Below are 21497 nucleotides of genomic sequence, written 5' to 3'. Positions count from 1 at the left end.
CAATATATTACAACTATGCAAATCGACGTTATCCAAGTAAACGATAAAAATATCGCTGAAGTAAAAGACACTGATATCCTCATCAACAATCTCGATGATGGTTTACAGATCATGGTAGATTGTAGTGTACAGGAAGCATACAAAGCAATCTTATATCAAGAAAATATTTCGGCTGATTTTTTTGAACTCAAAACTAAGTTAGCTGGGGATATTCTTCAAAAATATACGCAGTACGATTTTGACGTTGCTATTGTTGGTGACTTTTCCATTTATAATAGTAAAAGTTTGAATGATTTTATCTACGAAAGTAATAAAGGCCGTAAGATCAACTTTGTTGCTACGCGGGACGAAGCCATTACTAGACTATCAAAGGGTTAACGGTGCAGCTCGATCCATTCAAGGCTGCCTGTCAAACTCATTTCATAAAAAATAAGCGACTAATAAAATAGCCGCTTATTTTTTATGAAAGCTGCAACCAATTCTCGTAAGACATTACCCCCAATTCTGGCCTCCCCTCGTCTTCCAATAGGGCAATAAATTCCAATTGATTTCCATCTGGATCGTTAAAATAAATGGCCAGTGCCGGCATCCAGGCAAATACCATTGGTTTTTCTACACCATCTTTCAAAAAATTGTAAGGCTGTAAATCCCTTTCCCTGAGATAGTCTACAGCGTAATTCAGGATATCTTCTTTACTGGTTCTAAAAGCAAAATGCCGTGGCTGAAAATTTGCTTCCTCCTGCCAGAGTCCCAGCATATACTCCTTACCTGTACCGACCCATAGAAAGACGATAGGTCGATTGGGATCACGGTGTGCGATCCGCAGGCCAAGTACCTTCGTATAAAAATTGACAGACTCCTCCAGATTACGTACCTGGATATGCGTTTCATATAATCCTGCTATCTTCATTGTTTCAATAGTTAAATGTAATCCAGTTTCCATACAGCATTCCAAACTTTTGTTGGCATGAACCGATGTATTTATTCCTTCATGACAATGTAAGTTAAATTCCGATCTCCCAATTGGCAAAATCAGAAATAAGACAGAAAAATGATTATTTGGAGCACAACTTTTGATTTAATAGAAAAACAACCTTATCTTGTGTAGAAGACACATTAGCCATGTACAACACACTAGAATTAAAAAAATACACTGCCGAAGATTTCGTTCTTTTTCGAGACCTTACCAAAGACGATGATATTATGAAATATATTTCGGGTGAGGGATTAACAGCCGAGCAGGCCGAGAAAAAATTCGCTTCAATTCTCGAAATCAATACAGATCCATTATTGGGTTATTTTAAGGTGATAGATTCCGAGAGCCAATTATTTTTGGGCGACTGCAAATTAGTCAACTATAAAAAAGATCCAACCGTCTTCGAAATCGGTTATTTGCTTAAAAAAGAGTTTTGGCGTAAAGGTCTCGGTACCAAAATCTGTGAATCTCTGCTGGCGATGGCCAAAAGCATCGACGCCAATAAGGATGTGATCGGCATCATTGACCCAGATAATGCTGCCTCCAGACAATTACTGACAAAGTTTGGGTTCCAAAGCTACTTTGTTGGTATAGAGGATGAGCTAGCGACAGAGAAACTTATTTTAAAGCGCACATAACCTATTTTATCCAACCGAAAGAAAAAGGTCAATTGCACATGACAATGCCACCTATGAAATTTAGTATCAAGATCAATCCAAATACACACGACAGCCTACAAGACACTTTATCTTTCTTTGGTGTAGATTGCAATCGACCTTATTACATCTCATCAGGAAATCCCCTTTTCGAATACCCCAGAAATTCATTCCGAATTGATTTTTATGCCATTTGCATTTGCACGGCTGGAACGATTACAGTAGAAATTGATAATCAAGAACATACACTATCACAGGATAGCTTACTTGTTTCAGCTCCTTCCACCATCATCAAATTTACAGCGGTCAGCAAGGATTTCAGAATGAAACTACTTTTCTTTGACAAGTTGTTTCTACTTAAAAACATTGCCAACCCATTTTTTATAGAAAAACTGGGACTATTCAACAACGCGACATTCGCAATTATACCCGAGGCGGAAAAACTCGCCGGAAAATTATTAAGGCTCCTTGAATATTTAAGAGAGGTGACCCTCAGGGCGACACGTTTTACCCCCGACATTATTCGCACCATTATCTTTAACATGCTGCTAGAAATAGCCGATGTGCTGGCCGTGGAGGACCAACATGCAGTTGAAACAATTCAGGAGGCCAATAGCCTCTACTTTAAGTTTACGGATCTGGTACAGCAACATTGCAGCCAATCCAAAGATGTAAAATATTACGCCGATCGGTTATTTATTTCAAACAAATACCTGATTAGTATTGTTAAGAAGGCATCTGGAAAGACGCCACATGAAATCATAGACGAAAATTTGCTCAAAGAGGCCTATGCCCTACTCGGAAATCCTGAGAAGACCATTTCCGACATTGCCTACACTATAGGCTTCAATTCGATCTCTGCATTTGGCCGTTTTTTCAAAAAGTACTCCATGTTATCGCCTTCTGAATATCGAAAAAGACAAAATATGTAAAAAAAGGAAATTCGGTAGAACAATAGCGAATTTGAGGGCATAAATGATCTAAGGAGTATAGCTAACTTTACTCAAGAATTAAAAACAATAAGAATCATGAAAGAAATCACCTCAAAATTCGACAAAGTATTAAATGCATCTGCTGAATATGGAAATGTAAATCATGAACCGGATTCAAGCACAGAACAACAACGCAATACGCCCAAAAAGGCCATGCCTTTTTCAGATCAGATAGGAAATTACCAACGCAATAAAGGTATACCGAACAAATCCTACAAAGACAGCAAAATCTATATTGTCGGTAGCGGGATTGCGGGTATGTCCGCAGCATACTATTTCATTCGTGATGGACATGTCCCCGCAGAAAATATCACCTTCCTGGAGCAGTTACATATCGAAGGCGGATCCTTGGATGGTGCCGGTAATGCGAAAGATGGTTATGTCATCCGTGGTGGACGTGAAATGGACATGACTTATGAAAATCTATGGGATATGTTTCAGGATATTCCAGCATTGGAAATGCCAGCTCCTTACAGTGTGCTTGACGAATATAGATTGATCAACGACAACGATTCCAACTATTCAAAAGCACGGCTTATCCACAATCTTGGTGAAATCAAAGATTTTAGCAAATTTGGGTTGGCCAAAAAAGATCAACTTGCAATCATCAAACTCCTGTTGAAAAAGAAAGAAGAATTGGATGACCTGACGATTGAAGATTATTTCAGCGAATCTTTCCTAAGCAGTAATTTTTGGACCTTTTGGCGCACCATGTTCGCCTTTGAAAACTGGCATAGTTTATTGGAATTAAAGCTGTACATGCATCGCTTCCTTCATGCAATTGATGGATTAAACGACCTTTCGTCCCTTGTATTTCCTAAATACAATCAATACGATACCTTTGTCACCCCATTACGCAAGGTGTTACAAGATAAAGGTGTTAAGATCCAGTTCAATGTGCTGGTCAAAGATCTTGACATACAGAGCAATACTGAAGGAAAAACCGTTGAAGGCATCATTACCGAACAAGATGGCAAGGAAGTACGCATTCCACTTGGTCCAAATGACTTTGTGATTGTCACGACCGGCTCAATGACCGAAGATACCTTCTATGGTGATAATACCAAAGCACCGATCATCGGTATAGACAACAGTACCAGTGGACAGAGTGCCGGCTGGAAACTCTGGAAAAATCTGGCCGCCAAGTCAGCTATTTTCGGTAAGCCAGAAAAATTCTGCAGCAACATTGAAAAGTCAGCCTGGGAATCTGCTACCCTGACCTGTAAACCCTCGGCTTTGATTGAAAAATTAAAGGGCTATTCGGTCAATGACCCCTATTCAGGAAAAACAGTCACCGGCGGTATTATCACAATTACAGACTCCAACTGGTTGATGAGCTTTACCTGTAACAGACAGCCACACTTCCCCGGCCAGCCCGACGATGTCCTTGTACTTTGGGTTTATGCCCTATTTATGGACAAACAAGGAAATTATATTAAAAAGACTATGCCTGAATGTACCGGAGATGAAATTTTGGCCGAACTATGTCATCATCTGGGAATCATTGATCAATTGGATGATGTCATCAAAAATACGATCGTCCGCACGACATTTATGCCCTATATCACCTCGATGTTTATGCCTCGTGCTAAAGGCGATCGCCCAAGAGTAGTTCCAAACGGATGTAAAAATCTAGGTCTCGTTGGACAGTTCGTCGAAACCAACAACGATGTGGTATTTACCATGGAAAGCTCCGTCAGAACGGCACGTATAGCTGTGTACGAACTCTTGAATCTCAACAAGCAAGTACCTGATATCAATCCTTTACAATATGATATCCGTCATTTGTTGAAGGCCGCACGGACGCTCAATGATGATAAGCCGTTCATAGGCGAAGGACTATTGCGTAAAATTCTGAAGGGATCCTATTTTGAACATATTCTTCCCGGAGGAGATGAAGAAAGTGAAGATCATGAATCATTTTTGGCCGAGCAGTTCGGTAAATTCAGAGATTGGTTAAAAGGAATTAAGGGTTAATTCTAATCCAAACGCCAAATCGCCTATGTCTTTTCCAAAAACATAGGCGATTTTATTTTCAATCAGCAGACATGCTAATTCGCATATACCGCATTTAGCCAGCCGAAAACAGATTTGTTTTGGGCACTTGGATTCATGGGCTTAGGCAGTTTAAGTACACCAAGCAGCGCGTCAAATGCATCCGCAATCTGGAGATCATCACGATTGCTAAATATAGTGATAACAAGGTCTTTCTGCTGATCTAAATACACAATATTATGGAAACCCGTTGATTCTCCCGAATGGAAGAAAAGCCTATTTCGCTCCAAAGGATAGATAAACCAGCCTAAGTTGTAGGAAACACCATCTTTTACCGGAAGGCTCTCTGTTTCCAGAAAATCCTGTATAAGGACTTCGGGAAAACGCTTATGAAGCAAAAAATTAGCCCTTTGATGATACTCCAAAGCCGATAGATAAACACCACCATCGCCTTGAGTCGCACTGGTCAAACTCTGATCGGCAAAAACAAAGGTATCCTCCTTAGGATGATAACCGAAAGCCCGATTGGGGATAGCCGAATCTACAGTGTAAACGATTCCATCGCGGATACCATTCGGCAGAAACAAATGCTTTTTCACAAATGCCGCAAAAGACTCCTTTGCCACCTTTTCCACAATCAAAGCCAACAGGCAATAGCCCGTATTGCTGTACCTGAATTGACTCCCCGATGGAAAATAAACAGTATCAGTCTGCCGGATATAATCCAGCACATCCTTATCCGAAACCTGCGCTGTTCGATCACTCGGTATCAATGCCTCATAATCCATTATTCCCGAACGGTGCTGAAGTAATTGAGCAACGGTAATACCCTGCAAAGCCAAGGGCAAATCGTCAAAGAAAAGTCCCAATTGATCCGTTGGTTTTAGGTTTCCCTGAGCAAACAGACTGCAAATAGCCTGTGCCGTCACCTGTTTACTGACGGAGGCCATCCGAAAATGGGTCTTTTCCGTGATCTTTTGTTTCGTTTTTAGATCCGCTATTCCGACTGCATATTGATAACGAATCTGTCCATGCTGACTAATTGCAACAACTATCCCAGGTTCATTTCCATTCGGATAATAGTTGGAAAGCGTTTTATCTAATAAAGATTTCTCCATATTTTGTCCCATCGTATAGCTTGCTACACACATAAAAAGTAAAATGAGTTTTAGGTACATGATGTTATAGTGCTGCATTGCTTTTATTTTTGTGTATTAATACAATTTAAGATCTGTATAGGTGGTACCAATAGGTATTATTCTGTCAGCTACCCAGATCTGGGCACGATCAAACTTTGTCATCTTGCTCTTTGCAACAATAAACGCTCTGTGGCAACGCACAAAATCAGACTTTGGCAGCAATTCGCTGAGCTCACTGATGGTGATCCTTGAGCTAATCAGTTTATTCGATAGGTGTATTTGTGTATAGTTGCCAGAAGCTTCAATATAGTGTATATCTTCAAATTCGACCTTTACATGCTCATAGCCATCTTTTACAAAAAAATAGTCCTTGTTGGTTTCAGCCTTTGTGGATCTCAGATGGTACAATTCATGTGTTTTGTTACAGGCCTTTAAAAATCGAGCCATAGAAAAAGGTTTTAACAGATAATCAATTGCATCAAGTTCAAAGCTCTGCAAAGCATGTTCGGAATAAGCGGTTGTAAAAATAATCATGGGAACCGTACTCAGGCTTTTCAGAAATTCGATACCTGAAATATCAGGCATCTTAATATCCAGGAAAATTAGATCAACATGCTGCCGCTGTAAATAACTGATCGCCATAAAAGCATCTGTGAATGTTTCTCTTAATTCAATAAAGGGAACTTTTGACGTGTGATGGCTAATGACCTCCAACGCCAACGGCTCATCATCTATCGCAATGGCTATCATACAAATTATTGGTTTAAAATCTTATCAAGCTGCTCGTAAAGCTGCTGTCCATTACTTGGTCGAAGCGCTTTTTCAACGACCAATTTTCCTGTTTTATCAAATATAAAATATTGTGGGTAATATTCCGCTTTGTCCTTGGCATTTCGTAGCAGCTCCTTCCAAAAGGGATCCATCTGTTCCCTATTTTTACGCAAATGGATTCCTGTCAAATTATTGATCCGTATAAAATCTTTCCAGTCTTGATCTTTATTATCTGCATCCATATCCAGGTAAACAAAGGCGATATCTTTATCCGCATATTTTTTCTTCAGTTCCGGTGTATATCTTAACTCTGCCTTACAGGGGCCGCACCAGGTCCCCCACACATCAAGATACACGACCTTCCCCTTCAATGTTGCAATCACCTCATCAATTGAGTTTACACGCTCGTAATCCGCAAAAATCTGAATATTCTTGTTTTGCTTATTTTCTACCAACGCCGACTTCAATTCGGTAATATAGCTCTGAATGGTTGAATTATGTTTGGCTGTAGGAAAGCGGCTAAAATGAGCCGTCGCCAACGCTTCCAAATGCTTCAAATCTTTATCCTGATATAGGTTGACCAATTGCTGATAATCATACTCCGCAGCAATATTTGACGGAAAATTGTTCGCCACACCGATAAGCCGCCAATAATCCTTGCTATAAATATCCATCAACCTATTGGCGCTATCCAAACTTATTCCAAAATAAGGTATCGATTTACCGGATGGTATTTTCTCCGCTTTTATTTTGGCAAAAGCCTTTTTTTCGAGATACCGCACATAGTTATCCACGAAGGTATAATAGGATGGTCCCCCAGTTGAGGCACGAAGGCTCAGGTCAGCATGATCAAAAATATGTAGAATCAAACTATCCGCTGTGGATGTGGGCAAATCACACTCGCGCACAAAATCATTGAGCTGATTGTATTTCTGTGCATTAAACTCCATTCGGATAAACTGCTTTTGTTCAGGAGACAATCGTGAACCGTCAATCAATGTGTTCATCTGATTGCTATCCGAAAAATAACGTTCCAATAAGTTTTCTTGTAACTGGGAAAAGGAGAGTTTAGCAAAATCAGCAAGGGCTGGAGCTTTCATAAAAAAGGGTATTGGATCCGGATTAATCTGTTGTATAAGTTCATTCTCGGCTCTAGCAGTACCACCAATAAAACGAATGGTACTATCTGTCAAGATCAGTTCCAAATCCTTTCCCGGATTCAGCAATAGCGTTTGAAATATCACTTTATTATACTGAATTGTTGCCGACTTTTGTTCCGAAATCGGAAAGGTATACTGAAATGAGCCATCGTCAGCAATGGATATGATTTGCGAGTTTTCACTACGAAAACCAAATACAAGCGGTATATTGACATTCAGACTTTTACCTGATTGATAGTTTTGGATTTGGCCATACAGCTTAAACTGAGCCTGTATAGTCGAGTAACACAAGACGATAAGTGATAAAATAAAAAGCTTTTTCATTGGATTTTAAAATGCTCCGTTGAACGAAGACTTATAAAAGGTTAACAAAAGATCGAAAATAATGACAATTTTCCTAGTCAATATGTAAGGTCAAGTGGACAAAAAATTCCTGTGCATTTTCACGAATGATCAGATCATGTCTATCCTTATACAACAGCAATAGGCGTTTCCGTACATTATCAAGTCCAACGCCACTTTTTAACTTTTCCGGGTCATTCACATTTTTGAGATTAATACTGTTACTGACATCAAAGAATAGCACATTCCCCCTGACCTGTAAAGAAATTTTGATATACGAGGGCTTCTGTAAACTAATACCATGTTTGAACGCATTCTCAACAAAAGGAATTAGCAACATCGGGGTAATTTGGTAATTTTCAAACTGCTCTTCAATCAACGTTTCGATTTTAATATCGGCAGACGATGAGGTTCGAAGAGTTTGCAATGCGATATAATTATTTAGGTATTCGACCTCTCGAATCAGCGAAATCTTATCTTGTGTGTTCTCATGAAGCATAAACCGCATCATGTCCCCCAGCCGTTGGATCCCCGCCCCTGTTCTTTCGGCTTTTTCCTGCAGAGCGGTACCATATAATGTATTTAATGCATTAAACAGAAAATGTGGATTGATCTGTGACTTTAAGAAGTTGAGATTAGCATCTGATTTACCCAGTTCGGTACGTAGTGAGGTCAACTCAACATTTTGTAAAACACGTTTTCTATACAAAAACCATGAAAGTGGAATACTGACCAATAGCTGTGTAGGTAAATGAAACAAGGCTACAATAAAAATGACTTCGGCAGTCCTATTGAAGAAGAACAGCGCCAAAATACATAAGGGTAACATGAGGACCAAACTAATGACAAAGATGTTCCAAAAATAGCGGCTAAATTTCTTTTGTTGCCTGTACAGTTCAGGCAATAGGTAGTAAAGCGAATAAATCACGATACCAACCGCAGAGAGCACCACCATGGTCCAGAGGATCGCAAATTGAAAATTCGATCTGGATGTAATCCATAAAAATAATCCCACAAACCAAAATCCTATCCCGAAAGCCAGATCCACCTTCATCTGTCTTTGCACAGCGGTATTTCCCTCCATATTTTTGAGCAGATAGGCAATAAAATATTTGCCACAGGTATAAACCGAAATAAGGATGACCATCAATGCCGTCCTATTAAATGCATCAAAAAATAGACGATTATAGCCCTGTTGAACTGTCTTATAGGCCAACAACTCATAGGTATGGCTGTACGTCTTAGAAATACCTAGAACAAGGCTAACGACAGCGATCAGCAGAACGATCAGAGAATAATGTAATGCTTCCCCTTTCTTATTGATAATGGCGGGAATCAGGATAAAATTCAGCGCCAAAAAACTTAGATAGACCGCTAAAATATAAAGGAACTTGGGTACAAAAAAGTTAAAGAAATAGGAATAACTTATGCCTACGGCAATGAATTGTTCATGGATACCACCATCATTCCTTTGATTGGTGTCTGATACAAGATTATAGCTGAATATAATAAAAAGCAGCGTTGCTAACCAGAATTCTACTTTTCGAAAATCTTTTAGTTTCATCTACGATTGGTTTTGATGATACAATGCTAATAGAAATGAAAAGATAAATAGAAAAAATGTGACGAATGCCCTAAAAAATGGGATGGGTAATTATTATAGCAATTTTTTAAGCTCCCGATTGAGGCTCCTGACCGAAATACCGAGGTAAGCAGCCATATCTTCTTTCTTTATCGCAATATCCTGTTGGGATTGGATTTCCAATAAACGGTGTAAACTATGCTCCAGACTGTATAACTGCTGGTAAGATGCCCGGCTCGAAGTATGCACAATACGTTGTGCCATCACATCCAGCAACAAATTGCTCCAGGTAATGTCCCTTTCCAATAGCTCCCTAAAATACGCTTTGGAAAATGCATAGACCATCACATCGGTCATGGCCTGTATGCTACATAGACTGGAAATATGACGAATGCTTTCGATCTCCCCAACGATTTCCCCGACCGAAAGAAATTCCACGATATACTCCTTGTCATTGGCCTCGGTAAAATAACACTTGATTATTCCTTCACTGATAACCATGACCTTGGTGGATGCTGTACCCTGATCATATAAGTTTTGCCCCTTGGTATACTTTCTCAGCACGATATCATCCTGACGCGATTGCTGCGCGTAAAGTGTTGTTGTCCGATCCAAAAATGAGTGATTTGTTCTTAACATAAAGATCCGGGACAAATGTCCTTTTAATAATGATTTCCTTTTGAGAAATTAGCTTTATAAAAATACAAAAGTAGATTTAAAAACAGCATGATTTATTCAAGACGAGTCTTCTATACGAGCGGATATTGTTAAACATGAATAACTGAGCGGAGCGAGCTCATGAAGACCATTGAAAACAATTAATGAACAACTAATGATACAAATGAAAAGTAAGATAACAACCATCGCTTTTGATGCCGACGATACCCTCTGGGCCAATGAATCCTATTTTCAGGAAGCAGAAAGACAATTTTGCCTGCTTTTAGAAAACTACCTTCCACAACATACCGTCTCGCAGGAGCTCTTCGCTACCGAGATGAAGAATCTGCACCTATATGGTTATGGGATCAAAGGTTTTATGTTGTGTATGATTGAGACCGCCAATCGAATTTCGGAAAACACGCTGCACGTTGAGATCATTAATCAAATTATAGCGATCGGACATGAGCTCTTGCAGAAGCCCATTGAATTGCTACCGGGGGTGACCGAAACGCTGACACAGCTAAAGGGAAATTACAGACTGGTCGTTGCAACCAAGGGTGACCTCTTGGATCAGGAACGGAAATTAAAAAATTCCGGGTTGGAAGACTATTTTCACCACATCGAAATCATGAGCGATAAAAAAGAAAAAGACTATCGTAAATTGCTCAAGCATCTGGATTGCACACCTGATCGCTTTATGATGTTGGGCAATTCCCTCAAATCCGATATCCTGCCAGTACTCGAGCTTGGTGGTTTTGGTGTTCATATCCCCTATCATGTGACTTGGACACATGAACAGCATGAAGTTAATTTAGAACACGAACGCTTTATTGCCCTTCAACGAGTCGATGAGATCCTGACGCATTTGGGCTAAAGACATTTGAACAGCATAAGCTAGCACATTGTCTACAAAACGCTAGCTTATGTTGTTTGACCCTTAATAGGTCATCTGCTCGTCCATTTCATATTTCATACCCGGATAATTGAGTATACGTCGCATCAATGCCATCTGACCGCAGAGATAATCCTGCCGTCCAATGCACATCCCTATAAAATTAAGTTTGTTCTCCTCGACAAAAGGAACGTTCATATCAATTTTGAATATCTCTGCCAATTGCGCATCGTCAACTTCCAGCAGACGCTGATATACTTTGGGCGAAATGGCATAGAAACTATCTTTTAATTCTTTTAAACTTGGGTAGTTAAACTGTTCATCCAATGTTTTACCCATAAAAAATAAGTCATGATAGGGATCTTCCTCCTGAAGGCCCAAAATGTATGCGATTCCATAACGTACGTTGACGAAGTTACCGGCCATCCAGACAATGTGGTTGGTCTGCCCGTTGATACGTTGACGTGCATGTTCTTCGGAAATACCGTCCAAAACATTGATAAAACTTCGACTGTGCATCCGATACGCAGGAATAATGACTTCTAATTTTGCCGATTTTGGTTTATCCATTGCTCATTGATCTATAGGTGCCAGGCACCTGGTTATTCATCAAAGTTAACTGATTTAGAGCACGATACTCTTGTCGTATGGCAAGAATATGAACTTATCGAAAAGAGAAGCCGTTAAATAGCGAAACCAAGGTAAATTTGATAACTTTGTCCTGTACCATCCATACGCTTTGGTCGAAGTCAATATTGAGGTTGGGTATTAATGAATAATCTTTCACTGTTGTATGAAAATTCTTTTAGTTGAAGATGATGTCCGTGTCGCAGGACTAATAAAACGCGGGCTGGATGAAAACGAATTTCAGACCGACATTGCCTATGATGGTATTTCAGGAAAGAAAATGGCCCTACAGCACGATTTCGACCTGATCATTACCGATATTGTATTACCCAAGATGGATGGGCTTGATCTCTGCAAGGAGATCCGTCATATTAAACCCGACCTCCCCATCATCATGCTTACCGCGCTCGGTACCACAGACGACAAAATCGAAGGTTTTGATGCTGGAGCGGACGATTATCTGGTCAAACCTTTCGAAATGCGGGAGCTATTGGCGCGGATACGGGTGCTGCTCAAACGCTATCAGAAACAGGAAAGCACAACAGGAACCATCCTGCGCTACGCGGATCTGGAAATGAATCTGCATACCAAAAATGTCAGACGCAACAATACCGATATCAGTCTGACACCAAAAGAATTCAAACTACTCCACTACCTGTTACTGCACCCCGAACGTGTATTGTCTAGAATGGAGATTGCCGAAAAAGTCTGGGAAACCCATTTCGATACCGGCACTAATTTTATTGATGTCTATATCAATTACCTCCGAAAAAAAGTAGACAAGGATTTTGATAAAAAATATATCCATACCAAATCCGGGATGGGCTTTATTTTAAAACAGGACTAATGCAGATCAGAACGCGAATCACCATACTGTTTACAGTCGTCACAGCGACCATCCTGATGGTATTTGCCTGCACAGTCTATTATTCGGCAGTAGAGAATCGGGAGAATGAATTTTATGCCCTGCTAAAAAAAGAAGCCTACACCAAAGCAAATCTATTTTTAAATGCACAGGTAGACAAAAAAATACTGGAAGATATCTACCACAATAACCGAAAAATTCTCAACGAGGTTGAAGTAGCCATCTATGACACCAGTTTTAAGCTATTGTACCATGATGCCGTAGACATTGATTTCGTCAAGGAGACGCCGGCTATGTTGCGGGATATTGTCAAAAAAAAGGAAATTGGCTTTTATCAGGACAAATGGCAGGTGATCGGCATTACCTATGCGTACAAAAACGCGAATTTCATCATCACCGCTGCCGCTTATGATCAGTATGGTTACAATAAACTTCAAAATCTGTTATCGACCATCATTATTGTTTTTATTTTTGCGGTATTTTTAAGCTATGCCGCCGGAATATTTTTCTCAAGAAAAGTATTCCGTCCGATTCAGGCAATGACACTAAAAGTCAAAAACATATCGGCCAATAGCCTAGATGCAAGACTTCAGAGCACGGGCAATAAAGATGAGCTATCCGAACTGGCAAACACCTTTAACGATATGCTGAACCGTCTTGAAAACTCCTTTGATGGCCAAAAGCACTTTGTCTCCAATATTTCCCACGAACTGCGTACGCCTTTGGCAGCAATGATTACCGAACTCGAAATTTCCACGAATAAAGACCGAAGCACCGCTGAATACAAGGTTATCATTGACAACACGCTAAACGATGCCCAGAAACTTAAAAAACTGTTTAATAGTCTACTGGATTTTGCCAAGGCGAGTTACGATAGTTCAGAGATTTCCTTCAAAGCACTACGTGTCGATGAAATCCTGCTTGACGCCTGCCAACAGGTTTTGCAGGCCAATCCCGATTATAAACTCGACATTTTTATTGATCCCGCTCTGGAAGACGAGCAGATGATTTCGATTGTCGGCAATGAATACCTCCTCCAGGTCGCTTTTGTAAATTTAATTGAAAACGCCTGTAAGTTTTCCGATAACCAAAAATGTTCCATAGCGATTAAATCCAGTGGAACGTCTATACAACTGGAATTTAAAGATGACGGCATAGGCATCGAGCCTCAGGATCTTGAACGCATATTCACCCCTTTCTATCGCGGCAACAACAAAGCCTACAGTGAAGGGAATGGCATCGGTCTCTCACTGACCAAAAAGATTATTCTACTGCATCAAGGCGAAATTCTTGTCCGCTCAACGAAAGGCATCGGTAGTGTATTCCAGATCAATCTACCCCATCCATCAGCACTCTAATAAAATTCTAATATTTTTCTAAAGCCTCTCTAACTGCCTTCCAGCAGAGGCATGGATAGCTTTGCACCATAATTTTTTAGAAACAGAAACGCCGGTCATCAACCGTCCATTCACTGAACAGTTCTTGAATGGGTAGAAGATGGCCTTTATAAACTAAAAACAATGGTTAACCGCGCTATCAAAATTCCTATCCATCCCCTTAGATTCATGGGCTGGATCGCTGCCCTCACGATCATGCAAGCATGCACGCAACGCTCCGCTGTATCTTCGGACGAATCCTCGGCCCTGCATTTCGCAGGTGACAGCCTGACGATCAACGCACATGCGCCACTGCTGTCCAAGATCAAGTGTACCGCCGTCGTCCAGCAACCGCATCAGTTAACATTCAGCACTGCCGCTATGGTCAAAATCATCCCCAATAGTTATGTTGAAATCCCCATGCCCTTTGCGGGGCGGGTTGTCAGATCCTATGTGAACCTGGGGCAGAAAGTAGCGGTCAATACAGCCTTATTTTCAATCAGTTCTTCAGATTATTTCGAGGCACAACGAACATACCTTGAGGCCAAACAAACCTATGCCCTGGCAGCAAATGTTTTAAAACGTCAAAAAGATCTACTTAGCCACGGTGTCGGTACACAAAAAGAACTTGAAGAAGCGGAAACCAATTTTGCCATTAGCAAGACGACGCTCAATAATGCAGCTGCTGCTTTAAAAATATATGACAACAACCCAACGCAGGTCGTGCTTGGTCAGCCTCTGCTCGTCCGTTCACCCATCCATGGTGAAATCCTCAGCAATACCATTGTCCTTGGCCAATACAATAAAGAAGACGCTCCAGCTTTACTCCGGATTGCCGAACTGTCGAAAGTATGGGTTTCGGCCTATATAAAGGAAAAAGACCTCGGTGCCATAGATCAGATCCGCAGTGTCGAAGTGCACATTGACAACCAGCCCACAAAAAGACTGCAAGGAAAGATTGTCCATATCAATCAGTTTGTCGACGAAGCAAACCGCAATATCGAAGTGCTGGTTGAATGCGACAATAAAGATCGGCTGCTCAAACCCGGTATGTATGTCAATACGCAATTTGAACAGCTAGCTGCTGCCAGTATATTTATTCCTGCGAAAGCTGTACTCCAATTTAATGATAAAAGCTTTGTCTGGGTACAGCTAGCACCGCACACATTTATGAGGCGATATGTACAGACCGGTGTCACCGAAAATGAGCAGATTCAGATTATACAGGGTCTGTCCAACGGTGAACAGATCATCGGTGAGGGCGCATTTTATCTACTAGCAAACAACTAAATCTTTATCCAAAAATCGTATTACAATGAAACAACTTGTTAGCCAGATCATCGCCAAGAGATGGGTTATTGCAGCTGCTTTTCTCCTTATTGCATTTTTCGGTTATTACGCTTGGAAACAGCTTTCAGTTGAGGCCTATCCCGATATCGCAGACGTGTCCTCACAAATCGTCACTCAGGTGCCGGGCCTGGCCGCCGAGGAAATGGAGCAACAGATAACAATTCCCATTGAACAGACCATCAACGGATTACCCGGAATGGAAGTCATGCGTAGTAAAACCACCTTTGGACTATCCATGGTCACCATCGTGTTTAAAGATGGTGTTGACGACTACTGGGCCAGGGCCCGTATACAGGAACGCCTGGCAGATCTCAGTCTCCCCTACGGCGCAGTACCCGGATTAGATCCACTTACCTCGCCGACAGGAGAAATCTTTCGTTATATTCTCGAAAGCAATACCCAGGATCTACGGAAATTGACCGAACTCCAAAACTTTGTCATTATCCCTAAAATCAAACAGGTGGCGGGAGTAGCCGATGTAACCAATTTTGGGGGCATCACGACGCAGTTTCAGGTCGAACTGGATCCTAAAAAACTCGATCAATATGAAGTTTCTCTAGGCGAAGTAACCGCAAAGATCGAAGCCAACAATGCCAATGCAGGAGGAAGCATGATGAACCGTGGCGACCAATCCTATGTGATCCGAGGTATCGGCCTTGTCAAATCGCTGGACGACCTCGGCAATATCGTTGTCAAATCGGTCAATGGAAACCGTATCTACATGCGGGATCTTGGACAGGTAAAGCTTGGCAACCTCGCGCGTAAAGGCGCCTTGGGCTACAGCGACAAACGTGGAGTAGACTATTCAGATAATATTGAAGGTATTGTATTGCTATTAAAGCATGAGAATCCCTCCAAGGTATTGGCCGGTGTAAATGCGGCGGTCGAGGAACTTAACAGTAACATCCTCCCTAAAGATGTCAAAATACACGTGGTCCTGGATCGCACGAGCCTGGTCGACAACACCCTGCATACCGTATCCAAAACACTGCTCGAAGGTATGGTACTCGTCATTCTTGTACTGATCCTTTTTCTGGGGAGCTGGCGTGGTGCTCTATTGGTTGCCATCACCATTCCACTCTCGTTGTTGATCGCCTTTATATTGATGCATTTTACAGATATACCTGCCAATCTATTATCCCTGGGGGCGATAGATTTCGGAATTATCGTGGATGGTGCCATTGTTATGCTCGAAACCATTCTGAAAAAAAGGGAAGAAAAACCCGACGCTCCATTGGTCGAGCAGACCTTAACAACGAAAATTGCTGAAGTTGCCAAACCAATTTTCTTTGCCACCATCATTATTATCACAGCCTATCTTCCTCTTTTCGCTTTCGAACGGGTAGAAAAGAAACTGTTTACACCGATGGCCTATACCGTTGGTTATGCGCTATTGGGGGCTCTAGCGGTATCCTTGCTACTGATTCCCGGACTGGCTTACCTCATCTACCGCAAGCCACAAAAAGTTTATCACAATAGATGGCTGGAAAAATTAACGGCACTTTACCATCAGCGGATCAAAAAAATAATGCTGCGTCCCAGACGAGTGTTTGTTCCCCTCGGCCTTGTTCTTTTAGCGACAGGACTGCTGACAGCATCCGTGGGTAAAGATTTTTTGCCTACACTTGACGAAGGTTCGATCTGGTTACAGGTCTCCCTCCCTCCGGGCATCACGGTGGAGAAATCCAAAGAAATGAGCGACAGCCTACGTGCGCGTACCCTCAAATACGAGGAGATCTCCTATGTTATGGTACAGGCCGGACGCAATGATGATGGTACCGACGCCTGGACCCCTTCACACTTCGAAGTCAGTGTGGGTTTGAAGCCATACAAAACATGGAAATGGGGAAAAACCAAAGCAGATCTTATCAATGAGCTGGCCGCAGAATATGCCCAAATGCCCGGCTATAATGTAGCTTTCTCACAACCGATGATCGATGGTGTCATGGACAAAATCGCGGGAGTACATAGCGAACTCGTGGTCAAACTTTTTGGGGATGATCTGAAAGAAACCCGGCGTGTTGCCGAAGACCTCGTGACCACACTTAAAGGAGTGGAAGGCGCTGTTGACCTGGCCATTGACCAGGAGCCGCCACTCCCACAGTTGCAGATCATCGTTGACCGCGACAAAATTGCACAATATGGATTGAATATTTCGGATGTCACCGACCTGATTCAAATTGCAGTTGGTGGCAAAGCTGTATCTCAGGTCTATCAGGGGATTAAAGTATACGATGTCACCTGTCAGTATGCTGAGAACGAGCGAAACTCGCCGGAAAAGATCGGCAATCTGATGTTGTATCCCGATAATGGCACACGCATCCCCTTGTCGCAAGTAGCCATGGTCAAACTCAATACCGGAGAAAGTACCATTTCACGCGAACGCAATAGCCGCCAGCTGACCGTCAGATTGAATGTACGGGGGCAAGATTTAGGTACATTTCTGACCAAAGCCCAGCAGGCAATCGACCAGAAGCTGAAATATGATCCACAGAAAATCAGACTGCAATGGGGTGGTCAATTTGAAAATCAGCATCGCGCCTACAGTCGACTGGCGGTCATCGTCCCCCTGACACTGGCGATTATATTTATCCTGCTGTATAGCACCTTCGGTTCTTTTGGACAGGCCGGCTTACTTATCGGTATTGTACCGCTGGCACTCTTTGGTGGAATGCTTGCGCTCAATATACGGGGTATGACCCTAAATGTATCTTCGGCAGTGGGTTTTATCGCTCTTTTTGGTGTTGCCATACAAAATGGTGTATTGATGCTTTCCCAGTTCAATGTGCTACGAAAAAATGGAATGGCCTTAGAAAAAGCTGTCATTGAAGGCGCTTTCAGTCGATTCCGCCCTGTACTGATGACCGCGACGGTGGCTATACTTGGTCTACTTCCAGCGTCATTGGCGACAGGTATCGGATCAGATGTTCAACGGCCTCTGGCCACCGTGATCGTCTATGGTTTACTCTTTTCTACCCTGCTGACACTGTTTATGCTTCCACCCTTGTATTATCTGATGGCGCGGAGACAGCAAGACAATAGCAAACCACTTTCGACGAACGATCAGAAATAATAAGAGAAACTTTATTAATAAGATACTATTTGATGGAGCGAGGACGGCAATACAGCTTGGGCCAAAACCATCAACCGATCACATACAAACGGAGACAAATTCCTAAAATCAAAACCGTACTCTGATTAAAGCAGTACAGCTGCTTTAATCAGAAGGACTAAAATAAAATTCCGATGAAAACACAGATCAGACTTCTTCTTTCCTTTATGCTGCTCGTTGGAAATGCTGCTGCACAAACAATAGACTCAACTTTTACCCACAAAAATTTGGACTATAGCAGCTTTATTGCCCAGGTTGGAAAGAACAACCTCGGTTACGCCGCTGAAAAGTTCAACCTTTCAATCGCCGAGGCGAATATCATCAGTGCCGGTATCTTCCCCGATCCCGAATTCACCGTAGGGCTCTTTGACAATAGCGAAAGAAGCAAACAGCTCGGGCGGGGTTATACCGCCGGATTGAGCTGGACGGTAGAATTGGGGGCAAAACGGCAGACACGTCGCCAGGTTGCAAAGGATGAGGCCGAAACCACCCGTCTCTTATTCGAAGACTATTTCCGAAATCTACGTGCCGATGCCACCCTTGCTTTTTTATCAGCAAGGTACAACCAGCAATTGGCAGCAACCTATCGCAGTTCCTATCAACAACTCGCTCAGCTCGCCAGCTCAGACAGTATACGTTATCAACTAGGCGCTATTCCACAAATTGACTACCGCCAGTCAAAATTGGAAGCCGCCCATTTGCGCAATACGCTTTCGGCAGCCGAAGCCACAGCCAATTCCTCCCTAGTAGGGTTATCACTGCTTATGGGGGATAAGAGCCCCATTCTTTGGCTACCACAAGGATCTGATGTTTCTTTTGATCGCAACTTTTCATTAAGTACATTGCTATCAACCGCAGTACGAGAGCGTGCTGATCTTAAGGCTGAGCTACAAAACAAACAGCTCTCCCATAGTCTGCTCCAGCTGGCAAAGGCAAACCGTGTGTTAGATCTCGGTATTTCCATCGGCTTTACCTACAATGGTGAGGCCAGAAATGAAACCGCACCGACACCACAGTTTAATGCCCTCAATGCCGGCCTAGCCATACCACTAAAATTTTCCAATTTTAATAAAGGCGAGCTGAAATCTGCTCAGTTCAAAATTGAGCAAGACGAATTGATCTATCAAGATGCAGCATTACGCATCCAGAATGAGGTAAATCAAGCTTATATGCAATATGAAGCCACTCAAAAACAGGTACTGCAATTTAATAATACAATGTTGCTCAAAGCAAAAGCAATCCTGGAAGGAAAGATCTACAGCTACAATCGGGGCGAAACCGCCCTGCTGGAAGTGATCAACGCACAACGCTCCTACAATGACACCCAACTTGCTTACCACGAAGCGCGCTACAATTGTGCGGTCGCATTGGTGGAATTACAACGTGCCGCAGCCATTTGGGATATTGATCAATTGTGACACCGTTATACCGGTGAAATCTGATTCTTTTTAAGCTTCTTATACATGCTTTTCAAGGAAGGGGAAATCAGTATCAGCAGCAAGATGCTGATACTGATTATGGACATCAATTCATAGTAGTCCATGCCATAGCGGACGAAAGACTGTATATTAACCCGCTCGCTGATGAGCTTCAATCCCGCGGCATGCTCCTTGTACTGCAATCCATGTTGCAATACCCTGTGAGATTCCCGCTGAATATAGTCTTCAAATATCAGATTGCTTGATTGCAGCTGATCCCGAAAAACCTCCCGGTGCTGGGCATGTTCAAATAATTTAAAGAAATTCTGCAGACCGATACTACTGGTATAGCCCAAGTAACGGACGGCCAAACAAGCTGCCGCCGCTGAAGCTCCCAAATGAGGGCGTACACTGGCAATTACGAATAAGATTGTCGGCACCATGATCAGACCGACACCCAGCCCATGCAATACCAACGGCAACCAGAAGTGGTCTTCATTACCCTCACTTTCAAATGAAAAAAACATATATTGATGAAAGGCCAGCAGGCAACAGTAGCCAACTATCCAGATCCATTTCACTGTGCGCCGTTTTAATAACCAGTAGAAGGATAACATAACACCACATACAATCCCGAGGATATTAAACCATTGGATATAGGACAAGTGAATGGGATCCAGGCGGATGACCTGTAGAAAATACTGATTAGAGATCGCCAGCGAAAACCGTTCGATATACATCATATACAAGACCAAGATTCCGAACAGGAATTTCCGGTTTCCAAAGATGGACAGCTCGATATAAACACGTTTGATTGCTTTCTGCCTCATGATAAACAGGCCCAGACATAAAATTCCACCGATCAGTACAGTCAGCATGGAAGTATCCGAAAACCAATAAAGTTCCTGTCCGTAGACCATCAGATAACCGAAACTTATAACAATGAAACTGTAGAGGATAAAACTGGCCCAGTCCAGGGAAAATAAAGGGTACGGTCGATTGTGCCGGATGGGTTTCATTGTGACGATGATCAGTAGTAGCCCCGGTACAAAAGATAAGGCAGCATACAGGTAAAGTTCATCAAAGTTAAATGAATCTATAAATTCAGCTGTCACAAACGTATTGAAAGGCGAACTACAGAGCAGCATACCAAAAAATATGGCATAACTTCCCTCCTTGGCCCTTTCGGTTTTCAGTCGGGAAAATATCATGGATATGGAGAGGTTGACAGCCGATGCGAACAGCATACCCTGAAAAAAGCGTAAGCCATATATCCAACTGATCTCGTTAATGCGATACATCAGGTAACAATTGAGCAACTGTAAGAGATTGAAAATGATGTAGTACTGTTTGACAGGGAAATACTGAAAAAAGCGACGTTCCAGGACGTAGAATCCGACAAATCCCGCGTAGAAAAGAACAATAAGAAACTGTACATCACTCGGCTGTGCACCGTAGAACCCTGCAGTGACATTGACATTGGCACCGGGCAGAAAAAACAAGACCATGCTTGGCATCAATCCGCTGAATAAAATCAGCTTAATCAACCATTCGGGTACCCAGTCTTTGAAGATCCCTTTCACT

At 42.1% G+C, this 21497-nt stretch carries 18 protein-coding genes; 10 read left to right on the top strand and 8 right to left on the bottom strand.

The features are described from left to right. Positions 1 to 15 precede the first annotated feature (15 nt). Entirely contained in the window at positions 16 to 378 is a 363-nt protein-coding gene (locus AC07UV_RS10625) for a DUF4180 domain-containing protein (protein WP_495183691.1), read from the top strand. Positions 379 to 460: 82 nt separating this feature from the next. Here the strand turns inward: AC07UV_RS10625 and AC07UV_RS10620 are convergent, their stop codons facing one another. Beyond that, a complete protein-coding gene (locus AC07UV_RS10620) occupies positions 461 to 943 on the bottom strand; it encodes a VOC family protein (protein ID WP_495183690.1) in 483 nt (160 codons plus the stop codon). A gap of 179 nt (positions 944 to 1122) precedes the next feature. Between AC07UV_RS10620 and AC07UV_RS10615 the strand changes: the two genes are divergently transcribed. The 3 genes from AC07UV_RS10615 (at position 1123) to AC07UV_RS10605 (ending at position 4601) form a co-directional block, all read left to right on the top strand. Next, on the top strand, positions 1123 to 1614 hold the full coding sequence (locus tag AC07UV_RS10615) for a GNAT family N-acetyltransferase (RefSeq protein WP_495183689.1): 492 nt from the start codon (positions 1123 to 1125) through the stop codon (positions 1612 to 1614). A gap of 53 nt (positions 1615 to 1667) precedes the next feature. After that, a complete protein-coding gene (locus AC07UV_RS10610) occupies positions 1668 to 2564 on the top strand; it encodes an AraC family transcriptional regulator (RefSeq protein WP_495183688.1) in 897 nt (298 codons plus the stop codon). Between the two features lie 96 nt (positions 2565 to 2660). Beyond that, complete coding sequence (locus AC07UV_RS10605; protein WP_495183687.1) at positions 2661 to 4601, top strand: oleate hydratase; 1941 nt, start codon at positions 2661 to 2663, stop codon at positions 4599 to 4601. Between the two features lie 74 nt (positions 4602 to 4675). Here AC07UV_RS10605 and AC07UV_RS10600 read toward each other — a convergent pair whose 3' ends face one another. The 5 genes from AC07UV_RS10600 to AC07UV_RS10580 all read right to left on the bottom strand — a co-directional run bounded on the left by AC07UV_RS10600 (position 4676) and on the right by AC07UV_RS10580 (position 10252). Next, the gene (locus tag AC07UV_RS10600; RefSeq protein WP_495183686.1) at positions 4676 to 5815 is read right to left on the bottom strand and encodes a serine hydrolase domain-containing protein; all 1140 of its coding nucleotides are present in this window, start codon (positions 5813 to 5815) and stop codon (positions 4676 to 4678) included. Between the two features lie 18 nt (positions 5816 to 5833). Next, positions 5834 to 6508, bottom strand: coding sequence for a LytR/AlgR family response regulator transcription factor (locus tag AC07UV_RS10595; protein ID WP_495183685.1), 675 nt, complete (start codon positions 6506 to 6508; stop codon positions 5834 to 5836). A gap of 5 nt (positions 6509 to 6513) precedes the next feature. Then, positions 6514 to 8013: a TlpA family protein disulfide reductase gene (locus AC07UV_RS10590; protein ID WP_495183684.1), complete on the bottom strand. Its 1500-nt coding sequence runs from the start codon at positions 8011 to 8013 to the stop codon at positions 6514 to 6516. A 73-nt stretch (positions 8014 to 8086) separates the two neighbouring features. Beyond that, positions 8087 to 9595 carry a sensor histidine kinase gene (locus AC07UV_RS10585; RefSeq protein ID WP_495183683.1) on the bottom strand — a complete coding sequence of 503 codons (1509 nt, stop codon included), beginning with the start codon at positions 9593 to 9595 and terminating at the stop codon, positions 8087 to 8089. A gap of 93 nt (positions 9596 to 9688) precedes the next feature. Next, positions 9689 to 10252, bottom strand: a complete 564-nt coding sequence (locus AC07UV_RS10580; protein WP_495183682.1) for a Crp/Fnr family transcriptional regulator — start codon at positions 10250 to 10252, stop codon at positions 9689 to 9691. A 202-nt stretch (positions 10253 to 10454) separates the two neighbouring features. Between AC07UV_RS10580 and AC07UV_RS10575 the strand changes: the two genes are divergently transcribed. Beyond that, positions 10455 to 11147 carry an HAD family hydrolase gene (locus tag AC07UV_RS10575; protein WP_495183681.1) on the top strand — a complete coding sequence of 231 codons (693 nt, stop codon included), beginning with the start codon at positions 10455 to 10457 and terminating at the stop codon, positions 11145 to 11147. A gap of 63 nt (positions 11148 to 11210) precedes the next feature. Here the strand turns inward: AC07UV_RS10575 and AC07UV_RS10570 are convergent, their stop codons facing one another. Continuing rightward, positions 11211 to 11735 (bottom strand): DinB family protein, encoded by a 525-nt coding sequence (locus tag AC07UV_RS10570; protein WP_495183680.1) that lies wholly within the window; start codon positions 11733 to 11735, stop codon positions 11211 to 11213. Positions 11736 to 11958: 223 nt separating this feature from the next. Between AC07UV_RS10570 and AC07UV_RS10565 the strand changes: the two genes are divergently transcribed. The 5 genes from AC07UV_RS10565 to AC07UV_RS10545 all read left to right on the top strand — a co-directional run bounded on the left by AC07UV_RS10565 (position 11959) and on the right by AC07UV_RS10545 (position 19913). After that, positions 11959 to 12639, top strand: coding sequence for a response regulator transcription factor (locus AC07UV_RS10565; protein WP_282249706.1), 681 nt, complete (start codon positions 11959 to 11961; stop codon positions 12637 to 12639). Beyond that, positions 12639 to 14015 carry a HAMP domain-containing sensor histidine kinase gene (locus AC07UV_RS10560; RefSeq protein ID WP_495183679.1) on the top strand — a complete coding sequence of 459 codons (1377 nt, stop codon included), beginning with the start codon at positions 12639 to 12641 and terminating at the stop codon, positions 14013 to 14015. Before AC07UV_RS10565 ends, AC07UV_RS10560 begins: the two co-directional genes overlap by 1 nt. Before the next feature lie 162 nt (positions 14016 to 14177). Continuing rightward, the gene (locus AC07UV_RS10555; protein ID WP_495183678.1) at positions 14178 to 15323 is read left to right on the top strand and encodes an efflux RND transporter periplasmic adaptor subunit; all 1146 of its coding nucleotides are present in this window, start codon (positions 14178 to 14180) and stop codon (positions 15321 to 15323) included. A gap of 25 nt (positions 15324 to 15348) precedes the next feature. Next, positions 15349 to 18456: an efflux RND transporter permease subunit gene (locus AC07UV_RS10550; RefSeq protein WP_495183677.1), complete on the top strand. Its 3108-nt coding sequence runs from the start codon at positions 15349 to 15351 to the stop codon at positions 18454 to 18456. Between the two features lie 173 nt (positions 18457 to 18629). After that, complete coding sequence (locus tag AC07UV_RS10545; protein ID WP_495183676.1) at positions 18630 to 19913, top strand: TolC family protein; 1284 nt, start codon at positions 18630 to 18632, stop codon at positions 19911 to 19913. A gap of 5 nt (positions 19914 to 19918) precedes the next feature. On the opposite strand, the gene AC07UV_RS10540 is transcribed toward AC07UV_RS10545, so the two are convergent. Continuing rightward, on the bottom strand, positions 19919 to 21496 hold the full coding sequence (locus AC07UV_RS10540) for an MFS transporter (protein ID WP_495183675.1): 1578 nt from the start codon (positions 21494 to 21496) through the stop codon (positions 19919 to 19921). Position 21497 lies beyond the last annotated feature (1 nt).

It is taken from the genome of Sphingobacterium sp. GW821-FHT03E03 (assembly GCF_059420745.1).
Note: the sequence above shows the minus strand (reverse complement) of the source record. Positions and strands in the feature narration are given on the sequence as shown.

Coding starts and splice junctions, on each gene's coding strand:
- AC07UV_RS10625 (WP_495183691.1), top strand. CDS start 16: ATGCAAATCGACGTTATCCAAGTAAACGATAAAAATATCGCTGAAGTA.
- AC07UV_RS10590 (WP_495183684.1), bottom strand. CDS start 8,013: ATGAAAAAGCTTTTTATTTTATCACTTATCGTCTTGTGTTACTCGACT.
- AC07UV_RS10585 (WP_495183683.1), bottom strand. CDS start 9,595: ATGAAACTAAAAGATTTTCGAAAAGTAGAATTCTGGTTAGCAACGCTG.
- AC07UV_RS10565 (WP_282249706.1), top strand. CDS start 11,959: ATGAAAATTCTTTTAGTTGAAGATGATGTCCGTGTCGCAGGACTAATA.
- AC07UV_RS10600 (WP_495183686.1), bottom strand. CDS start 5,815: ATGCAGCACTATAACATCATGTACCTAAAACTCATTTTACTTTTTATG.
- AC07UV_RS10560 (WP_495183679.1), top strand. CDS start 12,639: ATGCAGATCAGAACGCGAATCACCATACTGTTTACAGTCGTCACAGCG.
- AC07UV_RS10575 (WP_495183681.1), top strand. CDS start 10,455: ATGAAAAGTAAGATAACAACCATCGCTTTTGATGCCGACGATACCCTC.
- AC07UV_RS10570 (WP_495183680.1), bottom strand. CDS start 11,735: ATGGATAAACCAAAATCGGCAAAATTAGAAGTCATTATTCCTGCGTAT.
- AC07UV_RS10550 (WP_495183677.1), top strand. CDS start 15,349: ATGAAACAACTTGTTAGCCAGATCATCGCCAAGAGATGGGTTATTGCA.
- AC07UV_RS10555 (WP_495183678.1), top strand. CDS start 14,178: ATGGTTAACCGCGCTATCAAAATTCCTATCCATCCCCTTAGATTCATG.
- AC07UV_RS10580 (WP_495183682.1), bottom strand. CDS start 10,252: ATGTTAAGAACAAATCACTCATTTTTGGATCGGACAACAACACTTTAC.
- AC07UV_RS10595 (WP_495183685.1), bottom strand. CDS start 6,508: ATGATAGCCATTGCGATAGATGATGAGCCGTTGGCGTTGGAGGTCATT.
- AC07UV_RS10610 (WP_495183688.1), top strand. CDS start 1,668: ATGAAATTTAGTATCAAGATCAATCCAAATACACACGACAGCCTACAA.
- AC07UV_RS10615 (WP_495183689.1), top strand. CDS start 1,123: ATGTACAACACACTAGAATTAAAAAAATACACTGCCGAAGATTTCGTT.
- AC07UV_RS10605 (WP_495183687.1), top strand. CDS start 2,661: ATGAAAGAAATCACCTCAAAATTCGACAAAGTATTAAATGCATCTGCT.
- AC07UV_RS10545 (WP_495183676.1), top strand. CDS start 18,630: ATGAAAACACAGATCAGACTTCTTCTTTCCTTTATGCTGCTCGTTGGA.
- AC07UV_RS10620 (WP_495183690.1), bottom strand. CDS start 943: ATGGAAACTGGATTACATTTAACTATTGAAACAATGAAGATAGCAGGA.